At 38.4% G+C, this 24,611-nt stretch carries 13 protein-coding genes and 2 pseudogenes; 2 read left to right on the top strand and 13 right to left on the bottom strand.

Features of this window, described 5'->3' with window-relative positions:
• Window positions 1-270: 270 nt before the first annotated feature.
• From ACFYKT_RS08935 to ACFYKT_RS08920, 4 genes are all read right to left on the bottom strand, one after another.
• Window positions 271-1,521, bottom strand: a complete 1,251-nt coding sequence (locus ACFYKT_RS08935; RefSeq protein ID WP_389218484.1) for a copper amine oxidase N-terminal domain-containing protein — start codon at window positions 1,519-1,521, stop codon at window positions 271-273.
• A 320-nt stretch (window positions 1,522-1,841) separates the two neighbouring features.
• Entirely contained in the window at window positions 1,842-2,216 is a 375-nt protein-coding gene (locus ACFYKT_RS08930) for a hypothetical protein (RefSeq protein ID WP_389218481.1), read from the bottom strand.
• A gap of 645 nt (window positions 2,217-2,861) precedes the next feature.
• Entirely contained in the window at window positions 2,862-4,271 is a 1,410-nt protein-coding gene (locus ACFYKT_RS08925; RefSeq protein WP_389218479.1) for a stalk domain-containing protein, read from the bottom strand.
• A 1,107-nt stretch (window positions 4,272-5,378) separates the two neighbouring features.
• Window positions 5,379-8,186: an S-layer homology domain-containing protein gene (locus ACFYKT_RS08920; RefSeq protein WP_389218476.1), complete on the bottom strand. Its 2,808-nt coding sequence runs from the start codon at window positions 8,184-8,186 to the stop codon at window positions 5,379-5,381.
• Between the two features lie 500 nt (window positions 8,187-8,686).
• Between ACFYKT_RS08920 and ACFYKT_RS08915 the strand changes: the two genes are divergently transcribed.
• Window positions 8,687-9,709, top strand: coding sequence for a C40 family peptidase (locus ACFYKT_RS08915; RefSeq protein ID WP_389218473.1), 1,023 nt, complete (start codon window positions 8,687-8,689; stop codon window positions 9,707-9,709).
• A 358-nt stretch (window positions 9,710-10,067) separates the two neighbouring features.
• Here the strand turns inward: ACFYKT_RS08915 and ACFYKT_RS08910 are convergent, their stop codons facing one another.
• Both ACFYKT_RS08910 and ACFYKT_RS08905 read right to left on the bottom strand, forming a co-directional pair.
• The gene (locus tag ACFYKT_RS08910; protein WP_389218470.1) at window positions 10,068-11,735 is read right to left on the bottom strand and encodes a S8 family peptidase; all 1,668 of its coding nucleotides are present in this window, start codon (window positions 11,733-11,735) and stop codon (window positions 10,068-10,070) included.
• Between the two features lie 191 nt (window positions 11,736-11,926).
• Window positions 11,927-13,312: an N-acetylmuramoyl-L-alanine amidase gene (locus ACFYKT_RS08905; protein ID WP_389218467.1), complete on the bottom strand. Its 1,386-nt coding sequence runs from the start codon at window positions 13,310-13,312 to the stop codon at window positions 11,927-11,929.
• A gap of 217 nt (window positions 13,313-13,529) precedes the next feature.
• Here ACFYKT_RS08905 and ACFYKT_RS08900 point away from each other — a divergent pair, with 217 nt between their 5' ends.
• Window positions 13,530-14,537 carry an LCP family protein gene (locus tag ACFYKT_RS08900; RefSeq protein ID WP_389218465.1) on the top strand — a complete coding sequence of 336 codons (1,008 nt, stop codon included), beginning with the start codon at window positions 13,530-13,532 and terminating at the stop codon, window positions 14,535-14,537.
• A 38-nt stretch (window positions 14,538-14,575) separates the two neighbouring features.
• Here ACFYKT_RS08900 and ACFYKT_RS08895 read toward each other — a convergent pair whose 3' ends face one another.
• The 7 genes and pseudogenes from ACFYKT_RS08895 to ACFYKT_RS08865 form a co-directional block, all read right to left on the bottom strand.
• On the bottom strand, window positions 14,576-15,700 hold the full coding sequence (locus ACFYKT_RS08895; RefSeq protein WP_389218462.1) for an acyltransferase: 1,125 nt from the start codon (window positions 15,698-15,700) through the stop codon (window positions 14,576-14,578).
• A gap of 141 nt (window positions 15,701-15,841) precedes the next feature.
• Entirely contained in the window at window positions 15,842-16,822 is a 981-nt protein-coding gene (locus ACFYKT_RS08890) for a nuclease-related domain-containing protein (protein ID WP_389218459.1), read from the bottom strand.
• 458 nt (window positions 16,823-17,280) lie between these two features.
• A complete protein-coding gene (gene csaB, locus ACFYKT_RS08885) occupies window positions 17,281-18,354 on the bottom strand; it encodes a polysaccharide pyruvyl transferase CsaB (protein ID WP_389218456.1) in 1,074 nt (357 codons plus the stop codon).
• Window positions 18,351-20,117, bottom strand: a pseudogene (locus ACFYKT_RS08880) (DUF5693 family protein); the annotation flags it as partial. The gene csaB and the pseudogene ACFYKT_RS08880, both read right to left, overlap by 4 nt.
• Before the next feature lie 201 nt (window positions 20,118-20,318).
• Window positions 20,319-21,860, bottom strand: a pseudogene (locus tag ACFYKT_RS08875) (putative polysaccharide biosynthesis protein); the annotation flags it as partial.
• On the bottom strand, window positions 21,857-22,594 hold the full coding sequence (locus tag ACFYKT_RS08870; protein ID WP_389218453.1) for a WecB/TagA/CpsF family glycosyltransferase: 738 nt from the start codon (window positions 22,592-22,594) through the stop codon (window positions 21,857-21,859). The pseudogene ACFYKT_RS08875 and the gene ACFYKT_RS08870, both read right to left, overlap by 4 nt.
• Window positions 22,595-22,687: 93 nt before the next feature.
• Window positions 22,688-24,604: an S-layer homology domain-containing protein gene (locus ACFYKT_RS08865; RefSeq protein WP_389218450.1), complete on the bottom strand. Its 1,917-nt coding sequence runs from the start codon at window positions 24,602-24,604 to the stop codon at window positions 22,688-22,690.
• Window positions 24,605-24,611 lie beyond the last annotated feature (7 nt).

Genomic DNA, 24,611 nt, shown 5'->3' with positions numbered 1-24,611 from the left:
AAACTCTTATTTGACGAGTCGCCATAAAGGTTACGTTAGCCCCTTGTAAAAAATTATATTTAACACAAGAGCAGATGACATATGGTGAACTCTTTCACAAAACTCTGGATTCTCCTTCACAAGATTTCGATAAAATAGTGAGTTATTTCTCTTAGTTTTGCGAATTATGAAGAAAACACAAGAACCGTCCCTTTGTTTTAGGGATGGTTCTTGTGTTTCCATATTTTAGGATAAATGTATAAGAGACACAAGAAACGTCCCTATGTTTCTTTAAGGAACTTGTATTGTAACCGTTTCGCTCTTAGCATCCCACTTCACTTCTGCGCCCATGGCCTCACTTACAAAACGAAGAGGAACCATTGTATGTCCGTTTATTAGCTTGGGCGGAAAGAGAAGCGCTACTTCTTTTCCATTAATACTGGCTGTTTTCTTATCGATTGTTAAGGATATGAGTATGTTCTGTTTGTTTGCTGTAACAGATTGTGTTTGTGGATGCCATTTCACTTCAGCTTCAAGCTTTTCAAAGATGGCCCGCATTGGAACAAGTGTCGTTCCATTAAGAATCGCTGGTGGCTGACTAAAGGCAAGCCATTCCCCATTAAGGATCACATTCACCTCACCTAAATTAGGAATAAGTGACTCAAAGGAGATCGACTCTCCGAAATATTGCTTGCGTAGCTCATTAATAGCTGCTAACGTCTTCTCTCTTTGCTTGAGAATCTCATTTACAGAATTATACTTTTGCTTAAGGATAGCATTCAGTGTCGTACTTTCAACTTGATTAATGCTCTCTTTAGACTGATTGATCGTGTTTTGAATCGCCTGGCTTTCCTTTTGAAGCAATGCTTTCCATTGTTTGCTAGCTTCCTTTTGAGAAATGACCCCTTTACTATATTTATATAGAATACTATTAGCATAGTATTCATTACTTTCGTTCTTAAGCTTCGACATCGAGCTGCCTGCATAATGTGGATTAACCATGTTCTTGTATTTCATCATTGGACTGCCCGCATAATTCTCATTTACTGCAGTCCTATACTGCATCATCGGACTACCTGCATAATGCTGATTAATCGTATTTTTATATTGCATCATTAAGCTTAGTGCGTAATTTGGGTTGATGCTGACTGAATACTGATGCATTGGGCTGCCTGCGAAATAAGGGTTTATCTTATTTTTGTAATCTCTTAGTTTTGATGCATACTCATTACTGCCAAATCGTTTTTCTAAGCTTTCTAAATCACTTTTCAGCAATGCCTCCAAGTTACTCGCATCGGTCTTCGTTTGATCGGCAAACAGCTCGAATGACTTTGACTCTTTTTGATTATAATCTTCATATTTCTTCGTTTCAGTTTTTTGATAGTTGCTATAATTAGCTGCTGTTTTAGTTTCGAAATTCTGATACTCTTCCTTCACTTGCTTAATGAAACTTTTGTTAGCCGCCCAAGCACTGCTTGATGTTCCAAAAAACAATAAACCAATAATCAACAAACTAAAATATTGCCTTTTTCCAAATTTCACGATCCCAATCTCCCCCTTATTATAATCAAAGCATAATAATTAAAGAGTAGTTCATTTCCTAATACTTTTAAATATGTAAAAAGTAGGATTATAGGAACATGGGGACGTTTCTTCTGTTTTTGCTCCTAGAATGATTATTTTTGAAAGCCTTCCATTTATCGAGCCATCACAAAGGTTGACTTAACCCTTTGAATAACATGGCTTAAATCCAAGACTAGCTGTTGGCAAAAATAAAGGAAACACAAGAACCGGCCCTGTGTTTCCCTGTGATTTCATTTTATGATGATTATTTAATGGAGAATAGGAGGACTTTTGAAGGATTAAATCTGAAGATGACTTTTTAATTTGGTAAGCTCTCTTTCATTTCTTACTACCTTTTCCCATATATGATTCTGATCAGCTTGCATTTCGGAAAGTTTCGCCATAATTTCATTACGCATTGAGTTTTGGCCATTCTGGAGTTTATCTAGTTTACTGTCCATTTTATCTAGTCTATTATCCATTTTGTCTAGTCTGCTGTCCATGTTATCTAGTCTACTGTCGATTTTGTCTAGTCTGCTATCCATGTTATCTAGTCTGCTATCCATGTTATCTAGTCTACTGTCCATTTTATCCTGTTTATCATTCATGTTTCCAACCATTGTTATTAATGTAGAAAGCATTTCTTCCATTTTATCTAACCGATTAGTATCCATCTTTTTCACCTCCTTGGCCTAATTATTATACACCATTCTTCTACCTCTTTAAATGGAACATGGGGACGGTTCTCCTGTTTCTATACTTTCAGCAAATGTTTAGGAAACACACGGGCACCTTCCCTCATTCACTACCTTTAATTCAGATGACTTAGCAAAAAGAACCCCACGCAAAAAAATTGAAGAATATCAAAGAAACCGTAAAACGTTCCTTAATTTCTATTGCGATATAAACTAAAAAATATGTTAATTCCTGTCGACTGTAAAATAACATTGATAATAATAGGTGAATTTTCAATTTAATCAAACGTTTGATTAAAAAATGATTTTTTAATATAAAAGCTACAGGTGATGATAAAATTTAGAAGTATAGCAAATATACCCTTCCATCTACCTAAAGGATATTTCTAAGGGGAAATATTCAAAGTACGATCAACTCATCATTAACGAAAAGAGAAACACAGCATGAGGGAGAAATAAAACGTATGGAGTATAGCTTAGAGGAATACTTAAAAAGAAGAAGCACGAAAACGTTGATTCCAAATTTCATTAGTGCAAAAGGTCCTGTAGATATTTCTCTCCACAGAACCTTTTTTGGGTAGCAAGAAAATCGTTCCTTTAGGAAACACGAGAAACGTCCCCTTGTTACTTAGTAAAAACCAATGCATTGCTCAAATTTCTCCCAGGCTTAACTAAGTATTTTCCGTTAAAGTAGATTCCGGATGAAGCTCCTCCATCAAGATTCATTGCTTGTACGGCACCTAAGCTTTTCATAATTTGGGCTAATGTTTGAATGTTTGTTGTTGCATGAACGAGGAGTATATCCCCATTGGCCTTTGCTCCTATTGCACTACGACTGTTGGACTGACTGAGAATCTTGGCTTCCGTAAATCCTTCACTAGCAGCATCTACGATGATTTTCCCATCCTGAACGAGGCTTGGCCCAGCTCCAACTGCTGTAATTACGTCGCTCCAATCTACTTCTTTTCCTTGTCGATTAGTAAAGGAAACTTGATAATCTACCTTTGTCCCAACTTTAAAACGATTTTCTAATACTTTTATTTCACTGCCATGAAGGGATAGGACGTACCCGTTTGCTGGAATATTCACATCCATTCCACTACTTATCTTTGTCACTACACCGTTTGCAATGACAATATTTTTTCCATAGGTAAATCCTAAAGTCTTACCCCATGCAGGGGTGAAGATGTATGCAAAGTTCCCATTTTTCGTTGGCCAATGATTAAAGTTGTAAGCATACCAGTTATTCGGATAGGTAAAAGATCCATTCGTAGAGCCTTTGACACTAATCTTAAGCTTTTCTAGCTTCACTCTTCCATCCTCGGTAAAGCCAAATGTAGAGCCTGTGTTGCCAATGTGAATAACCCTTCCATCTTGGATAATTTGATTCCATGGATCAGGATGTCCACCGTAAGCACCAAAATAGGTTCCATTAATTGCTACTATTGCCTGATTGGATTGCGCCATCTGGGCTAAGCTTTGAGTTGTTCCTAATTGCCCGTTAGCTAGGGCCATTTTGGGCTTATAGCCAGCATTAGCTGGAATTGTTACTCCTGTTACTTGAATGCCATTCACTTTCTTAGAAAAACTAGTAATCTTAGCATTTGAAACTTGAGTAGATTGTGTTACTTTGACTTGGATAACCTTTCCTTCATAATTAATCTCCGCAATTCGGGTGGACTGATTCCACTTCACCTCTGCACCAATCGATTCCGCAATAAAGCGTAAGGGCAGGAAAGTAACTCCATTTTGAATAAAAGGAGCAACATCAAGTGTTTGCATGTTCCCGTTGACTGTAGCCTGCTTACTATTTACTTGCAATTCCGTTTGAAATTCACTCTTCTTTATCGTAATTTTTTTAGTAGACTGATCCCAATCTACTTGGGCGCCCATGCTTTGAAAAACACCTCTAACAGGAATCATAGTACTCCCATTATGGATTAAACCCGTGTAGTTCTCTGCGGCGGCTGCAGATATTGGTAATAAGGCAAATAGTAAAAACATCCCTATTAAAGCAATAAAACTTTTCCTCATACTTATACTCTCCTTTTTCCAATTGAGCAATAAATTTATATCAGTGAATATTTCTGCTAAAAAGGAATCTATAAAAATGAATGCATTCCCGAAAATATGTGAACTTCCCATAAGAACTGCCTCTACCTACTTCGACATTAAGGTAAAAACTCCTTCATATATTGACGAATAATGTAAAAATGTACAAGACCATTGCTTAGCTTAATCTCTCGAAAACTAATATAAGATACTTATGCATTACCACATATCCATCAGCATTCCTACTGCACGCTTAAAGCTATTTGGGATCAAACACACTGAATTCCTGAAATAAGTCGCATAGAGAATAGTGAGGAAACTAGACAAAGAAAAGCGGTACTTTTTTATATTTATTAGGAAGAAGTATGGTAGCCTTGAACCTCATTTTCCAAAACTACGAAAAAGTCCTGCAGAGATCTTCTCTCCACAAGGCTTTTACTTTCGGTAACTAGAAAACCGTTCCTATAATTCAGGAAACACGAGAACCGTCCCCATGTTCACCTTTTGTAAATCAATCCAAATTCCATGGCTGTACTTGTCTTGCATTAACTTTATTGTGATATAAACTAAAAAATATGTTAATTCTTGTCGATTATGAAATATCATTGATAAGACAAGGTGAATTTTTGATTTAATCAAACGTTTGATTGAAAAATGATATTTTAATATAAAAATGCAGGGTGTGCAAACCACCTTTCGCCTTATGTAATTTATAAAAAAGTGGGGCTGTTCCCCTGTTTTCCACGAAAAAAAGAGCGCTATTTTGATTCATAGCACTCTTTTCTATGCAATTAATTACTATCAATTTATCTATTAATAAAACTCAGATAGCTTCATAGAACTTTTTTAAAAGATTGGGGATAACTAAAGGAATAGCAGAAGCGTCCCTGTGTTTTCTCCTGATCCTCCTATTCTTTTGTTTTCCTTCGACAAAACTCGGGGCGTCACTGTGACCATCCCTTATGACCATCCCTAAAAAAAAGCCCCGCAGAGATTTCTCTCCACAGAGCTTTCCATATGTTGAAAGACTTTATGTCTACCAATCTTAAAATGAATTTTAGATGGTGACAAATGATTCACATACTTAGATTAAAACTTTTGAACTGATTTTGATTCATTAATCTTAATTGTAACTCCAGCTTTATCTTGAGTTGAAGTAGTACCTGCAGTACCGAAAGTAAATGTCTCAGTAGCATAAGCGGCATTTAGAGCTCCTAAATCAGTAGGATCAGTAATAGTGATAACTACTTTAGACTTATCTGCTGAATCAAGTGCTACAGATGCATTCGGCGTACCTGTTAATAGTCCAGTAGTTAATGTTGAACCAGTTAATACAAAGTCATCTAAGTCTAGACCAGTAGTAGTTAATTCCTCATTAAAATCTGCAGTAATAACATATGATGTTACTAATCCACTTGTTTTAACTTGTTGAATGTAAACTGAGTCTAATTCAGCAGCTGTAGCATCAGCAACAGTCACTGCAGAAGTAGTGTAAGGAAGAGTTGCACCTGCTAATGACTTAACACCAGACACACTAAACGATACAGTTCCACCATTTACTAGAGCAGATGGTAGTTTAGTTAAATCAGTGATTCCAGAGAAGTCAACAACATATGAATTTGTTGCTGCAACACGATTAATAGAAACTCCTACTGGAAGTGCTTTTCCATCAATTGTGTAGTTAGCTGGGTTATTAACAGCACCGTCTTTGTAAGTACCCGTAGCAGTGTTAATACCATATACAACATTTTCACTAAAAGTAACTACTAGTTTACGTTTAGTATTAGAATCAGTTGCAATATCAGCAGCACCAGCATTTCCACCAACCGCATTATCAGAACCTAAATCAGCTACGCTGTAGATAGAAGCAGATAATGCATTAATTGTAGAACCTGGTTTGCTAAATGTGAAAGATACAACTTGAGCATCGTTATAATTTGCAGATGCTGCCTTGTCAGCAATAGTATTTTGGATTAATACTAATTTATATGTTCCTGATTGAGGAAGTTCAACACTGTTAAATGTTGTTGCTCCACCCGCTTCTACAGTCTCATAGCCAAATTTAACAGTATATTCTCCAACTTTTCCACCAACTGCTGTTAAATTAGCTACAAGTGGTGTATCTACGCCACCTACAGGAATTTTAACTGCATTTCCACTAGCATCTGTTAGGTTAATTTGTGAGCTTGCATTAGTTACATCTACACCTGTAACATCCTCAGAGAATTTAAGGTTTAGTTCAGTAGCTTGACCTGCAGTTAAACCTGGTTTAACAGTTACAGAGCTGATAGATGGTTTTACAGTATCTTTTACAACAGTAGTATTTAGAGCTTTAGTTTCAACTACATTGCCAAGTTTATCTTTAATGCCTTTAACTGTTACAGTTACTTCTTTTGAAGTTTCATTTGCTGGGTTAAATGGAGTAACAGCTAATGAAATTCTAACAGTTTTGCCATCAGGGCGTAATTGAGAAATACCATCTTGAGGCACTATTTCATCGTTACCTGAAGAATTTTTCTTTGTTACCTTAAATGAATCAACTAAAATTGAAGCAGTATCAATTTTCTTATCAAATACAACATCAATAACTTTTTCATTAACAGCGGATACTGTAAATGTTGGCTTTACAGTATCTTTAATAACTGTAACTGAAGATTTTAGGATGTTTTCAGCAGCGTTACCTAATGCATCCTTTAAGTTATTAACTTCAACCTCATAAGACTTTCCAGCCTCTAAATCTTCAGTTGTAGTCAGAGTGTAAGCTTTACCAAATCCAGCATCAGCTGTAGTTGATTGAACAAATTTGCCATTCACCTTAATTGAAGAGAATGATACAGGTTCAGAGAAAGAGATTGTAACCGCTCTTGTTTTATCAGTTCCTGTAATAGACTCAACTTTAGTAATAGTTGGAACTACTGTTTCAGTAGCTTTCATTACAGTTGTATACTTAGCAATTTTTTCAGCATCAGGAGTTTTTACATCTTGAATTACTACTGCATATTCAACAGTTTTATCAAGGATGTTATTTACAACATCAGCACCATTAGTTAAAGAGATAGTTAGTACTTTTCCAGCTTCATCGAATTCAGCATCATTTCCATTTAAGTCAGTACCATTTAATAAAACGATACCAGACATTAATTGGTCGTTTGAATCAATTATATTAGTTGAATCAACAGCTTTACTAAATTTAATTTCAATTTGTTTACCGTTAATCGCACTTACTGAAGCAACCTTAGCTTCACCAGCATCTTTTTGCTTAACTTCTTTACGTACTTCTTTAACCTCTGCACGGTGTACAAATGCTGCAGCTTGGCCACGAGTTACATCAGCGTTTGGTGAGAATTTACCTGCATCACCCTCAACAACACCTTGGCTTGCTAGAATATTTACTTGTTCAGCTCCCCAACCAGTGTTATCAGAGAAAGAAACGTCAGCATTTTCGTCTAATTTAAGACCGTATGCTTGAACAATCATTTTCGCCATTTCTTGACGTGTAATTTGGTTATTAGGATTGAATTTACCATTGTAACCATCGATTACACCTGGCTTTTCTTTTTGAATTGCTGCGATGTAGCTTGAAGCCCAGTGATCTTTCGCATCAGCGAAGTCAGTTTTTGCAGTTTCTTCAACTTTTAAGTCTAAAGAAAGAGCAAGAATTTTTGCTGCTTCACCACGAGTAAGTTTACCCGCTTGGTTGAATGTTCCATCTGGGTAGCCTTGGATTGCTCCTTTACCTACTAGGTAATCTACAGCATCTTTAGCCCAAGCTGGAATTGAATCTTTAAAATCAACTTTCTCAGCTGCGAAAGCAGCAGGTGCAACAGCAGATGCTACTAATGCTGCAGTTACTGAAGTTGCGACGAACTTACGGTAATTCTTTGTTTGGTTAGCCATGTGTAAAATATCCTCCCTTTATTAAAAAACATATTAACACCAGTTTTACGAGACTGTAATTAGATTATAACAGTTTAAGTGGCTGTTAGCCTAATATATAACTAATCTAATTGATTGTCTCGAAAAATGGTAATTGCTTATGAAGCAAGTAAATTAAAATACTAGCAATAGTATAAGTGACAAATTATGGTGCGTCAACTTTTTTCTATCATACTATTGTGTCGTATCCCCGAGTGAATCACCCGATAAATTCATTTTAACTTATTTCCTTGCTTTTTCAACAGGTAACTATTACTAATCTATCATTTATTGACAAATTTCACAAGTTTAAACCTGTTGATTTTCGAGGCTTTGCTTCATTTCTTCTTATTTTGACACATCCTATCATTCTTACAACAATTTCAGCTAATTTGTTACATAACTGTAAAGATCAAAAAACTACTATTATGGTACGATCATCTTAGATAAATTTACCGAAAATTCGTATATGGAGGCGAAAAATGTTAAAAAGACTACTTTCTTCCCTGATTGTCTTTTTGCTTGCCTTTTCAAGTGTCACACTTATTGGACAAGCTAAAGAAGAAGTTTCAGGAGAACAAGCCGTTAAGATAGCCAAACAATACATAGACGTACCATATAAATATGGAGGGACAACGACAGCAGGGTTTGACTGCTCTGGTTTTCTCATTTACGTATTCAACCAGCTGGACATCGAACTCCCGCGGATTTCTAAAGACCAAGCAAATAAAGGAGAACCTGTTGCGAAGGAAGATTTAATTGCAGGGGACTTAGTTTTCTTCAAGGAAACGCCTAATTCAGAAATTACTCATGCTGGTCTGTATGTAGGAGACAATGAATTCATCTCTGCTACATCCTCTAAAGGTGTAAGGATTACACCAATTGATGATAATTACTGGGGAAAACGTTACACAAGTGCAAGAAGAGTCATTGAACAGCCCGAAGAAGAGCGTTCCACCATCGCACAATCAGTTCCTTTACTATTTAAAGATGTGAATACCTCTCATTGGGCAGCGGCTGCATTAACTTCTCTTCGTGATAAAGGAATCATTGATGGAAACGAGCAAACCGTTTATCAACCAGAGAAAATTATTAATCGCGCAGAAGTAGCAAAGATGCTAAGCTTGGCATTCAAACTAAACACTGACAATCTAACAGGCTCACAGTTTAGTGATGTACCACAATCACATTGGGCATATAAGCATATCATGGCTGCAAGTGAGAAGGGATTCTTCTCAGGCTATAAAGGAAATACATTTAAACCTGACGAACCAATTACACGCGCAGAAGTTGCGTCTCTATTCGTAAGGGCATTCCAATTGCAGCATAATGGCACGAACACAGCTTTCAGTGATTTACCAACAAACCACTGGGCTTATCAGGATATTCAGAAGCTAACAGCTAATAACATTGCTGCTGGCTATACTGATCAAACTTTTAAAGCAGCTAATCAAATTACTAGAGCTGAATTTTCAACATTCCTGTACCGTGCACTAAATAAATAAGAAGCACAACTTATATAATATGAAAAAAGAAGCAGATAGCCTATATGGTTATCTGCTTCTTTCTGTGTGAGAATTAAATGGTCGGTTTGATTATTTTAATAGGTTGCGTAAATAAAAACTGCTGACAAAAAAGGTTGTTGATTGGAGCGGAAGGTGCGAGACTCCGGCGGGAGAAGTGGGACAGGTGAGACCCCACAGGCGTTTTAACGCCGAGGAGGCTCAGCGCCCACCCCGCGGAAAGCGAGCATCCTAGAGCGGAAATCAACCTCTACCCACGAATGTTTAATTAGCAACACTGTTTGCGAAAACAGATAGTTTATTTCATATTATATACTGCCCCATCCTCACAGAAAAAATCCTACTCCCCTTCTCTCAATGCCTCATCTAACGCTCTTGCCAAAAATACAGCAAACTCTGCGCGCGAAATCGTAGCTTGAGGCTTGAAGGTTCCATCTGGATAGCCTGTCGTTATATTCGCTTCCTTCAATGAATGGACAGCCTCATAATAATATTTATTTGCTTCAACATCCTTAAATATACTTGTTGTTGGTGTTCCGTATTTAAATGCACGCTGCAGCATCACTGCTACATCCCCACGTGTGATTGATAAGGTCGGTTTAAAAAGATCTCCAGGGAACCCTTTAATAATCTCATTCTCTGTTCCGTTCTTTATATAGCCAGAGGCATAATAGCTTTCATGCACATCCTTAAATGAAGTATGTGAATGTTCACCTGCATAACCTAATGCCTTCCCAATCATTGTTATCGCTTCTGCACGAGTAACTAGTGCGTTCGGAAGGAAGCGGCCATCCGAATAGCCTGTTACAATCTGGTTATCATATAAATAGTCGATTTCATTTGCATACCATGATTCTTTAGCTACGTCTGGAAATGCAGTTACTTCTGAAGGATCGATTTCCTTAGGCGCCTGTATTAATCCATAACCGAACAATGGATCTTTTCCTTCGACTCCTAGGTCTAAGGCAGATGCTTGCATCAACTGACGAATTTCAGTATGGCTTAGTGAAGGATAGGCTTGTTTATACAATGCTGCAATCCCTGTTACAAATGGAGCAGCCATTGATGTACCATTTAAATACGTATAGTCATGATTTTCAATACCAGAGTAGGTGCTAAGAATCTTCTCTCCTGGTGCGACAAATTCCAGTTCGTCTCCATAATGAGAGAAAGAAGACTTCTCATTGCGGTTATTAACCGCACCGACAGCAATAACTGTTGGATAACGTGCAGGAAATAATACGTCCATATTGCTTGTGGAAGGATTGGTCAATGTGTTGCCTGTAGCAGCAACGATTAATATTCCTTCATTATATGCTCTCTTCAAAGCTTCATCTAATAGAATAGATCCTTGAGGAGCAGTTAGGCTTAGATTAATGACATCCATTTTCTTCTGAATGGCCCATTCAATTCCTGCTACCACATCGGATTGGTTTCCTTCCCCTTGATCGTCCAACACCTTAATAGCGAATAAATCTGCATCAGGCGCCACTCCAACGACTCCTATCTGATTATTTAACGCACCAATAATCCCTGCCACATGCGTTCCATGACCTTGGTCATCCTCATATGAAGAGGTATACTGTACGAAAGATTTTCCCCCTGTAATCCTTAGATCCGGATGCTTCGAGCGAATACCTGTATCAAGAATACCAACCTTTACCCCTTTTCCTGTCCATCCTGATGCATTGGATAAATTGGCGTTTATATGATCATATCCCCAGTTCGCCAATTGTGAGGTTGTTTTTACAATGGGATCTGGATCGATGCGCAGGACGTTTCCCTCTGCCTTAAGTTGGTCCTTTACCCCTTTTCTGATCGTTATTGAAGCTGCAGAGAGGTCTTCAAACGTATGATGCATCTCTAAAGCGTACTCTTCTAGTACACTATGATCCACATGATTCTGAAAGATAATAATGACTCGTTCCGTTTCCTCATCCGCAGAGGCTGTTAACGGAAAGAGGATGAAGAGGAAGAGAATAAAGGAAACATATTTTAGCTTATGCATGACAGGAATCCCTTCATTTAAAAATAGGCTATGTTAACGTCAGATATTAAATAAAAGCCATTGGTGTACTCGCGAATGAGTTTTATTCGTATGAATAACTTAATGAGCGGGTATACCAATGGCGGGTTCGTGCATCAACAATGTCAATTAACACAGCTTAAAAATAAGAAACGGACACTTCGTCCGCTTCTCTAGTTTTTCCAATTATAGTAATCTATAATTCCTTCAGTAATCGCTTCTGCTGCCTTCTCACGGTATTCATCTGAAGCTAGTTTCTTAGCATCTCCTGCATTTGAAAGAAAGCCTAATTCTACTAGAACTGATGGAAGTGGATTCTTATGTATTACATGGAATCCTGCTTGTTTAATCCCACGATCTGACGTTCCTAAAGCTTTATGAAGTCGCTCTTGGATAAATCCTGCAAGCTTTTTGCTGTTTTCTGCTCGTGTATTTAAAGCAGCCGTACTGTAGTATGTTTCTGTCCCGTTCGGGGAACTGCTCGTGTTGCTATTTCCATGAATACTTACAAATGTATCTGCATTCGCCTTTACTGACTTGCTTACTCGGTCAGCTAGTGGAACAAAAGTATCATCTGTGCGTGTCATGAATACTTGAATGCCGTTCTTCTCAAGCTTTTTTTGTACTAATAAAGCAACAGCTAAGTTTAATTCTTTTTCAGTGACACCATTTCCATAGGCACCTGGGTCTGTTCCACCATGTCCTGCATCAATGGCAATGATTTTATTAGAAGTACTTGGTTTGGATAAATACGCTTTATGAAGATATCCCTTTATCTGATTCCCTTCTGCAAATACCCAATCACCTTCTGCTTTGTAGCTAATTACCTTTGTTCCTAGTGGTAAGCTGCCTAGAATAGAGAATTCTGTACCAGGACCACTGCGAACGTTTAAGGAGTCAGCTGTGACGACAAACTCTCCTTCTGGAACTAAATCAGATGAAGATACACGGAAAGTAGGTTCTAATCCCCGTGCCACAAGTAGTGAAAACTCCCAACGAGTAATGGCTTTGCTCGGCCCAAAAGTTCCATCCCCATACCCATTTCCAATACCTGCATTGACAATGGCATTAATCGCATCATATTGCGGGCCAGATCTTGGAACGTCAGAGAAGAAAACATCTTCTGCTACCGTTAATTGAAAGGCTCTGGATAGTAAAAAGGCCATTTCTCCTCGTGTAATCTTTTCCTTTGGCTTGAAGGATTTCTCAAATAAACCCGTTAGAAGTCCCTTTTCAAAAGCAGACTGAATATAACCAGAGGCATACGATGATTCCTTCTTCACATCATCATAAGAAGTTTCACGCTGCTGCCCATTTAATCCGATCGCCCTACCAACCATCGTAACGGCTTCTTCTCTCGTCACATTATTATTGGGCTTGAATGTTTTGTCAGGATAGCCTGTGATGATTTGATGATTAATTAAGTAATTAATTTCTGAAGAATACTTAGCTGGAATATCATTCATGTTGGCGGCAAAGCTCTTTTCGCCCATTGAAATGACCATTAAACAAATGGCGACAAGAATAGATATTTTCCTTAAATAGATTCGATTCAACATCGCTGCTATGAATCCCCCCTACGGTCTGATTTTAGTAGATTCTGTCATATTGTATCATAGATTGTTAGATATTTAGATAGGTTTTTTAAGATAAGGATAAATGTACTAATTATCATTCATAGTACTATCTCTTTTCATCATTTCAAAAAAATAGTAGAATAGACTAAGTGAATTTTGTAATCTAATGTCGAAACAATATAAGAGGAGCTATTTAAAAATGCTTAATAAAAGATCGTTATCGATGGAAAGAAAGAAAAAGAAAAGAAAGCGCGTTTTCTTATTTATTCTGTTGCCTATTCTATTAGTCGGCTGTTCAACCGCAGCCTTTGGTGCTCACCTGTATGGAGAGTTCAAAAAGACTGTTTCAGATTCTTATGAACAGATAGAAGGAAGAGACAGCTCGCCTATTCGTGAGGAAGCTTTCAAACTTGAGAAGGATCATTTCTCTATGCTCATCATTGGCGTAGATGATAGTGAAAAAAGAGGATACGGAGAAAACTCTCGTTCAGACGCTCTAATGCTTCTAACAGTTAATCAAAATGACCATACAGCAAAGCTATTGAGCATTCCGAGAGACTCTTATGTGTATATACCTGAAGTTGATCATAAAACAAGAATTAACCATGCCCATGCTTATGGCGGTCCAAAAGCAACAATCGAAACAGTAGAAGAGTTATTCGATATTCCTGTAGATTATTATGTACGTGTGAATTTCCAAGCTTTCATGGAAGTCATTGATGCACTAGGCGGCATAGAAATCGATGTTCCGTTTGCCTTCTCAGAACAAGATTCTAACGATCAGGCACATGCAATTAGCCTTGAACCAGGTATCCAGACGCTTGACGGTGAGGAAGCACTTGCACTTGCCAGAACACGAAAGATTGACAACGATATCGAACGCGGCAAACGCCAGCAAGAAATCATTAAAGCGGTAATCAAAAAAGCAACATCGATTAACAGCATCACGAAATTCGATGATGTATTTGATGCAATTGGTTCCAACATGAAAACGAACCTAACCTTTAAAGAAATGAAGTATCTAGCAGAATTCGCTATTAAAAAGAAGCTTTCCATTGAATCATTAACCTTAGCAGGCACAGACTCCACCCATCATGGCGCCTACTACTATCAGTTGGACGAGCCCGCTCTTGAAGAATTAAAAACAGAACTGCAGACACACTTAGAAACAATCAAACCGACTGGGGATCAAACAGAATCAGAGTAAAAGAAAGAGGCTATATCTGCGGATATCGCCTCTTTCTACTATTTCTTTGGTTTTACCGGAATTGGCCCGAACGCAATCCAGTGGTATTTAAAGTATCTACCTGCAATGTAAACGACAATCCACGAAACAACTAAACTAAACACAAATCCACCCAAGCTCCAAACATGGAACATTAGAATATTTCCCCCCACATCGATTTTTCGGTAAATCAATAGCAGAAATGGGTGGAATAAGAAAACACCAAATGAAAGAATACCAAGCATGTCCAATGAATGAACCATTCTTTTATTCCAAGTATGATAAATCCAGTAGGAAACCTGCAGCAAGATGATCGATGCAGTAATCGATTGAATCTCCCAAACAAGCTCATATATTTTCGAATTAGTTAAATAGATTTGATCAGCAAACACGTAGTAATATAAATAAATATTGTAGGCAGTTGCTGCAATCCATAGACCCCAGAGCCCAATCACCCACATATGAATCGATTGCTTAGTAAGTTTCAAAAATTGAATACATTTTTCATAATAGATCCCAATGAATGCACCTGTCAGGAAGAAGAACATATAGGATAACGAAATGCTCCCCTTATACGGATACTGCCAATAGGTTGCATTCACATAGATAAATATCCATTGAATAACAAACCCTATCCAAATTAAATGTCGTGATAATCGAGGAACTTTTTTTAGCAAGATAAGAATAAACGGAAGCATGATATAAAATTGAATCATAATAAAAATAAAATATAAATGCGTATAAGCTTTACCAATTAGCAGCCTATTCAGGAATTCAATGGTAAATATGCTCATGATCGCTGTTTTCGCACTGCCAGATATCATATAAGAAGTAATCATATAATAAAAAACAGAGAAGAATAAATAAGGAACAGCGATTTGTGCCAATCTTTTCCGGTAAAAAGTAAGGATCGTTTCCTTCGTCATTGCTTTATTCATATAATTATAGAATAAGACAAGGCCGCTTAAAAAGATAAATGCAGGAACAGCAAACTTCGAAGCTATATTTAAGACCACATAAAATAGGAAAAAGTTAGAATCACTATCTAAATTCGTAACAGTCGAACTTGTCGAATGGATGAGAAGAACGGCAATAATGGCTAATGCTCTCGTTACATTCAGTTCGTGTATATGTCCTCTTTTCATACTTCATTTCCTCTCCTAATTGGAACTTGCAAGTGCCTTGATTTCCATAACCTTTTTCAAAAAGAGTAGTTCTAACCTAGATTTGGGAGCTTTCTGTCCAACTTCCTAGTTATATTACCACTTTCGCTTGGGGGTGACAACTTAATTAGGTTTCGCATAACGCGGGAAATACACTCGATCTCTGCATGTTCCTTTACAAGATAAATTCATCGTCTTTAATAATTTGTAGGCAATATTTGCAGATGTAAGTTGGAGAAATTTGCGAAGCTGCTCATTGGAAATAGGGGCATCGTTTGTTAAGAGGAAATAGTCATTGATAGCTTGGATATGCGCATTTTTATTCTTTGTCTGGCAATTGAGGCAGTACCAGGTTCCATAATGTCTTTTCATCGGAAGATTGGATGAGCAATGATCACATTGAACGCCCGTTTGAATTTCAGTTAGTGGAATTTTGTAAAAAGGGAGAATATCAAAAGTTTCTGGTGTATGCTCCTTTAAGAGAATTCGGGAGAGTTTCTTTAGCTCCTTAGTGGAGAGAATTTCCTTTTTGTAAGTAGAGTTTATTTTATCCATTCTGCTTAAGAGATATTGAACATGAAGCACATTTTCGAGGATTTGTTCGTGTCCTGAGGCTGTTTTGATAATTGTCGAAGGCTTACTAATAATGATTAAATACTCAATTGGGAGAAAAACATTGCGTTTCTCAAGCCACTTCTTTAGTTCCTGCTGTTGTTGGCGAGCTTGTTCAACGGGATTGGCATAGCCTTTTTCTTCACCTTGCAGATTCGTTTGAATTAATTGGTTGAGAACGGGGTCGAAATAAAGGGTTCCAACGTAATTCTTCACTTCAAGTATGAGGGCAAAATATGCGGTGAGGATGAGCGTGTCTATTTGGAAGTAGAATTGTCCATTGGTTAAGCGCATGCCATGAAAGATCAAGTAATCACTTTCCGGCAGTTTGCTGAGAGAAAAATCCACTGCTTGCTCCCCTCTGTGGCCCGACCAGCGTCTTGCCAGCTCGGACTCAATTGCCGCCCTTGTTATATGATTCTTAGGAAGTCGCCTTAATAAAACTTCATTTTTTTGAATTCGAATAGGGATGGGTCGTTCTTGTACAATCAAAATGATCACTCCTTTTAAGATTCTATCTCTTCTTCGGTTGCTTGTTAGGGAAATCCTGCTAGATATAGGAGTGGTTTATGAAAAGTTTGTTAACTTTCGGGGTACTCTAAGCAGATTGATTTGGCTTTCGTGATCGATATAGTGCTTTTTGATGATTATTAGGTACATTTTGAGTTTGCCTGCTGTCTTTCATTTCTTAAACGGCAATTTTCTTGATTTACCCGTTATTTTTTGCTGCATTACCGGCATCTTTATTGATTTACCCGTCAGTTTGGTGAGTTTACACGTCTCTTTTGGCATTTTACCCGTCAGTTTGGAGAATTTACACGTCAGTTTGAAGGATATCCGTCAGTTTGGGCAACTTACCCGTCACTTCATGCTGTTTACCCGTCACTCCGCATTAGATCAGCCTTTTAAAAATTGAAAAAAGCATCAGGCTCTCGCCTGATGCTTTTTCTCTACTCTTTAAATAGTTGAATAGCTTGTTTGGCTGTTTCCATTGCACTTTGTTGTAATGGTTCAACCTTTTCCTGCAATTTCTTACTTTCAACTTCAGCATTAGCCAAGACTTGCTGAATGCTTTCGAATAATGAGTCTGCAGTCCAACCGGTTTCATTCACATGACCCGCTACAGGCTGCTGACAAATCTCTGCAAAGGCATCGATTTTCGGATCATAGGAAAGGGCAATGAATGGTGTGTACGTAATTGATGAGAAGATTAATGCATGTAATCTCATTCCTACAAGTGCATCGGACTTCCCAATGATTGAGATCTTCTCCTCGATGGAGTCCATATAAGGAGAAATATAGCTTTTGCCTGACATGAGGGCGGCTACTTCGGAAGAGGCCTTCTCATCATGCTCTCCATGCATGGGCACGAATACAATCTCTACCCCAACACTAGCAAGCTTGTCTAACGCCTGGGCAATTTCCCCTTTAAAATTAACAGTGGATGGCCAATCCCTTACAGATACTGTAAGGACTGGACCTTGAAAAGACTGTAAATCCCACCATTGGCTGCTATTTCGATTAATACTTACACCCATTACAGGATCAGGGACAATCTGAATTGGATTTTTCAATCCAATTTTCTTGAGTAATTTCTTCGAGGCTTCGTCCCTGACTGTAACCTTCGTCTTTTTTAGCACATTTTTAACAATCATTTGATTATACGATTTATGAATCGGTCCCATTCCTTGCGCATAGACAAAGACGGGTTTCTTTAACATCTGAGCAATTTTAATGATTCCCGTATAATAAGGAATTGATTTGAAGCCTGTTTCATCCTGAAGCAAGCTCCCTCCCCCGCTGATTAACCCATTTGATGCCTTAATCGCTGAATGCACTTCCCCAAGCTTCCAGCGATTGACTGCCTGTACACCGTATGTTTTCCTCGTGTATTCAGGATTATTCGAGAGCACAGTCACCTCTATTTCAGGATCATTCTTCTTAAGAGCCTGGATAATCGAATAGAGAATGGCTTCATCACCGACATTATCAAAGCCGTAATAGCCTGAAATGACTATTTTCATGCAAACCACCTCGGTTTGATTTTATTCATAAATAGGGCGTACCCTTTTTTATAGACTAAAATGAAAACCCCACCGATGATAAGTCCAAGAATTAAACTGTATGCTGTACGTAAAATAGAGACGTATAGCGGAATATGCAAATGTGTAAATGTATTCACGATGGATAAATAGCCAATTACGCCCGGTATCAGTAAGTAAGCACCAAGCTTCTTATTGATTGGCAGAACATATAAGGCAAGCACATAGAACGGGAAGCCAATTAGGAATTCCTTCGTTCTTGGTCTTACATAAAGTGCTTCTTCAAGCTTTTGTCTTAGTATTAATTCGATACTAGAAACAGAACCTGCATTACCGGTACGGCTAATGTAATAAAGAGCAACCACTCCAATTACGCCGATCACAGCAAGATGCCAGTATCGTACTTTCAATTTCAATAGGCCCATAAGCTGTGTCCGAATAGCATACACGAACATGAAGAAAATCGGGAATACATAGATTAACTTCACGCCTCTGAAAGCCTCCACTTTCACAAGATACTCATTGCCATTAAGCAAGGCAACAACAATCATAATCCCGAATGCACTTATGACAGCTGCTCGGAGATAGCCGATAATAATTTGCTTTGCCCCTTTTTTCTCTGATATAGGCAATAGTGCAAAGACTGGTGCGATAACCGCCACAATCAGTGCGATACCCTGAACAAGCAAGGTTTTATTTAAAACTGCATAAGCAAGACTCAATGCCGCCATCCCTACAAAGGCTAGGATGAATAATAGGCGATTGTTGAACACATACAATGCTGCAAGTGATACGAATAGAATAGCAGCTGCAAAGGCAAATAGATAGCTCCAAGAAGGGACGGAAACATCTTCAAATGTTTGTGCCTTACCAGGATGGAACATAGATGGCATTTGCTCATGCACATCCTTGATAAAGTTCTCCATATCCATTAATGAAGTTTCCGCATCTGTCTCTTCCATTCTTAGGAATAAGGAGCGGATATTTCGTTCTTTTACCGCACGTACTGCTCGTTCTACCCCTTCTTGATGGGTAGCCACTTTATTTAAATCTAAGCTATGCAGACGAATGATATTCATATTGATATTGTTTGCTAATGTGAAAAATCCCTTTTGATCAGCAAACTCGATCGCATAGACTGCAATATTCTTTTCATTTAGCTTCTCAGCATAAGCCTTTATTTCTGGCGCATCTGGGAATCCAGCAACCTCTTCACCAAGAAATAACACCCGATCACTTGATTCATCGGCTAGCTCTAACACTTGATTAAAGACAAGGTCATTTTTGAAATCAAAGGCGTTCGGCAATCGGAAGATTACAGACAAACCTGCCTCTTTCACCTGATCGATCGCTTCAGGCAAGAAGCCTAATGGCATCGTTTCAATTTTCTTTACACTACCAGGGATGTATAAGAAATCTTTCCCTTTAAACGATACTTCTTCCACTTCAGATGCTTCAAATATTTCTTGAAGACTTGCGTCAAGGCCGATCGCTTTCTTAACATGAACAAAAAGGCCTTCTTTTAGCTCACTAACATGTGATAAATCACTTTCAAATACAGCCATTTCCTGCATTCTTTCGGTCGTAATTGTAGCGATATATCCTTTTTTCTCTAAGCCCTCGAGTGTCTCCGGCTCAAGGCTGACAGCTTGCAAACCAGCTTGTTCTAGCCTTTTAAGAATGTTTTTAACAGGGAGATCTTCCCCTTTTAATGATGTTTGCTCAATATCTGCATAAGGAATCACTGTTTCATATGATGTATTATGCCATTCCGCTTTAAACCGCTCCGCAATTCCCGGAATCGATAAGATGAGTGAGGCAATTAATAGGCCCCATAAAGCTTTCTTCAAATGCTTTGCACCCTTTCCAAGATTGTTTCTCTGTTGAGACTTCGCTGCGTTGCCCATTGTGGCCGATGCTTGTCCACTTGCTCGTCTATTTAATAGCTTCGACACGATTGGCAGCTTCATTAGTTCATTTAAATGAATGCCCTTTGTTAATAATAACAAGAGGAAGTAGATAGCTCCTCCTACCCCTATAGCTAGGATGGAATACAATAAAGCCATTTTCCGGCTCCACTGATCAATCGGCAGATAGAGAATCGGAAGCCCAACAGCTAGTCCCATGATGATCGAAGAAAATACCATCGCTGTGATCTTTCGTCCCCAAATCTTGAACGGAATCCTTTTATAAATAAAAATCGTGTTCAGAATAACGATAAGTATATAGACCAATAAGGTAGAATAAGCCGCACCAATTAATCCAAACGAACCAATAAATAGGATATTGGTAGCAATCTTTACAAGCACGCCACCAACAATGATGTAGGCCCCTACTCTAGCAAGATTCATCCCCTGAAGAACTCCAGTTCCTAGAATGGATAAGGATGTAAAAACAGAGCTTAACCCAATAATGCTTAATAAGTCGCTTCCTTCCAGATTTGTAAAAAGTGCTAAGTTCAATGGAAGAGTTAAGGCAAAAAGCCCAGCAGCTGCTGGCCAAGAAATAAGATGGGTAAGGAAATGAGTCCTCTCCACAATTCCCCTTGTTTCCTTATGCTTCTGTTCAGCTAGCGTCTTTGTAATTAATGGAATTAACGGCAATACAATCGAAGATGAAAACACTGTCGCTATTTGGACAAGTGATAATCCTCTTCCATAGATTCCATATAAATATGGGATCTTTGCTGCGTCTTCCCCTGCTCGTTCAAGACTTGAAGGAATGGTTACTGAATCTACAAAATTCAATAATGCCATTGTAATAGCCCCGATACAGATTGGAAGTGAGATATACAAAATTTCCTTGCTCATCCCTTTGAAATCACGGAATGTAAACTTCTCTTTGCTTTGAGGCTTTAAGGCAGATTTTCTAAATAAGCCCTTTAAATAAATGGCAGACGCAAGTGCACCGATAGAGGAGCCAATCATGACCCCTCCTGCCACAATTTCATTCGAGCGATTTTGCTGCACAAGAATATACGCAACGATCAAAATCATCCCTACACGAATGAACTGCTCCATGACTTGAGAAATGGCTGTTGGTCTCATATCCTGGAACCCTTGGAAATAGCCTCGGTATACAGCCATATAAGGGGCAATTAAAAGGGTTGCTGAAACAATAATTAACGCGATTTTCGTACTCGGTCCACCTAAAATATTTGAAATTGGTCCTGAAAAGCCATAAATAAACATAAAGCTTATGATTCCGAATAAAATAGATAGGATCGATGCCGTTACATAGACTTTCCGAATGCGATGCTGATCATTATGAACAGCCGCTTCGGAAATTAACTTCGAAATGGCAATTGGAATCCCTGCAACTGAAAGAGTTAAGGCAACCATATAGACGGGATATACTAAACTAAATATCCCTAGTACCTCATCACCTGCAATATTTTGTAAAGGGATGCGAAAGATACTGCCTAGAATCTTTGAGGTTAAGGTTGCAATCGATAATATAAGTGTGCTTTTAACAAATGTATTATTCATTTTCCACTCTTAGCTTTCTCTTTAAATATTCGAATGGCAAATCTCGGCAATGCCAGCGCCCGCTTCCAGCGAGATGGCTGTTTTATTAAACGATAAAGCCACTCAAGGTTTGCCTTTTGCCAAACGATAGGTGCTCTTTGAACAGTCCCGGCAATGACATCGAAGCTTCCGCCAACTCCGATGAACACCCCTTTTTCAAATCGATTGAGATGAGTCGCAATCCATTTTTCCTGACGGGGAACACCTAATGCAACAAAGACTAGATCAGGCTGTTTCTGTTCGATCTCTAATGGAATTTCGTCACTATTCCAATCGAAAAACCCATTATGAGCACCGACAATTTCTATATTAGGATAGTCTTTTTTAATATTTACTACTGCTTTATCAATCGTATCCTGTTGTGCACCTAAGAGATAGATTTTGTGCTTCTTTTCATTTCCTTTATGAAGCAAATCAATCATTGTGTCATAGCCTGTCACCCGTTCTGGAAGTGGTGTGCCAAGCAGTCCTGCTGCCTTTATGACGCCAATTCCATCTGCGGTTACATATGTCGCTTGATGTATTAAATTCATATATTCTAGTTCTTCTGCTGCCTTCATCACAATTTCCGGATTGGCAGTGACAACAAAAGCCTTCTCATTCTTCTCAATATGCTGCTGAATATGTTGAACAAATTGTGAGCGAGTTGTATTTAGAAATGGAACACCTAGAATGTCCACATAATTAGGAAACATAAACAAACTCCTTGTCAAATTAATTTCTTTACTAATATAACACAAAAGAAAAGAGAAGTAGCATATAGATGTTACTTCTCTTTTCTTATTTTATTATTGAGGAATAGACATCTCTTTCACATATTGACCGAGTGATCCGTTTCCGTAAACGAAGCCTGTTCGGTTGTTGATATCATCTGAGATGATTTTGTACCATGTTGCGCCATCCACCTGTTGCTTTTCAGTATAAATGAATGGAATTCCTTTGATTTTTAGCTCATACATAAGTGGATTGCTTGTTCCGTATCCTGTACGGATATTCAGGGATTCGATATTGTTATTGGCAAGCTTATGAGCATTCAAATCCTTCCCGCCTAGGAAGCGATCCGCACGGTACATATGACCGGCAATTCGTTCACCCCAGTAAGGATCTGAAGCGTATTTCATGTTCATTCCGACATTCTTGTTCCCAAGAATAGCTCCGTTGTAGTAAGCCCCTTTAGGCGCTTGATAGGAAGTGGTTACATATTTTGCCGCTGCTTCGATTGAATCTCTGAAAGTAGGGTAGGTTGCTGCACTCTCATAAGCACTGCTATCATACGCCTTCATTCCGTATAAGTTCTTCTTATCTTGGGCGATTGAACTTGTTCCCCAAGCACTTTCATGAATGGCATGTGCCATTAAATAAAGGGCATTCACTTCATACTTTGCTTCCATATCTTTGAAGGCTTGGCCTGTTCCAACTAAAGGACTAACCGGAAACTTAGCCTTATAGCTATCAGGGTATTGCTCATTTAGAAAACGATCAATATCTTCGGCTGTGTAGGTTGTTTTCGTATGAAGCGGCAAGAAATTAAAGTAGACGTAAGATTCCCCTACTGTTTGGCCACTAGCTGAAGTGAAAGTTATTCCATCCCAACTATAATATTTCTGTCCCTCAGACATGAAGGAAGGCGCCTTGCCTAATAAAGTATCTGCCGTGTATGTTTTTGTTATCGGATTATAAACGGTATGGAATAACTCTCCACCCGTACGTTTATAATAGGATTGACCCGTAATAAGTGCACTTGGAATCAAATTCACATTATCAGCAGCGACATATCCTTCTTTATTTCCAACCTGGATTTTCACATAGCTGTCTGTAGCATCAAAATATTTCAATTCAGTTCCAGTACTTACATACGTTCTTCCCGTCCCTTTTAATTCAGGGGTATCATAGATGACCGTTAATTTATTGGAAGCTGCCATGCCGTTTTTCATATAAACAATTTGGTTTCCTTGCAGGACCACTTGATTGTCTTTCACACTACCTTTCGCAGAAGTGAAAGATTCATATTCTCTTAGAATAGTAGGCGTACCATCAGCACCTACAACTGCTACCTTATACTCAAGGTTTTGCGGTGGGTTAATCAACTTAAGCATTCTGTTTAGAACAGCTGCTGTTTGCCCGCGAGTCGTCTTTGTTTGTGGGCCAAATGTGCCGTCTGAATTCCCTGACATTACACCAAGGAATAGCAATCTTTGTACAGCATCTTTGAAAATAGGGTTGATTTTCTCATTGTCTTTAAAATTCAATGAAGCTGGCTCAGAAAATACAGATCTTGTACCTAGGGCACGCATAATCATCGCAGCCATTTCTTGTCTAGTAATTTCCTTGTTTGGCAGAAAAGTATTGTCTGGATATCCGCCAACAATCCCTGCCTTTGCAGCAGCATCAATAGCGGAATAATGCCATTGATCAGGACTAACATCCGTAAATAATGCCTCAGAAACCGCAGCAATCGAAACTTCAGCTGCTTGGACTGGTTGAAGCTCTAAGGATCTAACAACTAAAGCAGCAAACTCTGCACGTGTTACAGAGCTATCTGGCTTATAGACACCTGGTCCATATCCACCTAGAATGTCTTTGGCAATAAGGGTTCTCATATCATTTTCAAAATAATGATTGGAAATGTCATCTGCCGCATAAGCCGATGGAATATAAGTCAAAAGCAACAAGATCGAAACAGCTATTACAAAAAATCGCTTCATTCAGAAT

The organism is Cytobacillus mangrovibacter, from assembly GCF_042865275.1.
Lineage (GTDB): Bacteria > Bacillota > Bacilli > Bacillales > Cytobacillaceae > Cytobacillus > Cytobacillus mangrovibacter.
The sequence above is the reverse complement of the archived record's forward strand: the minus strand, read 5'-3'. Positions and strand labels throughout refer to the sequence as shown.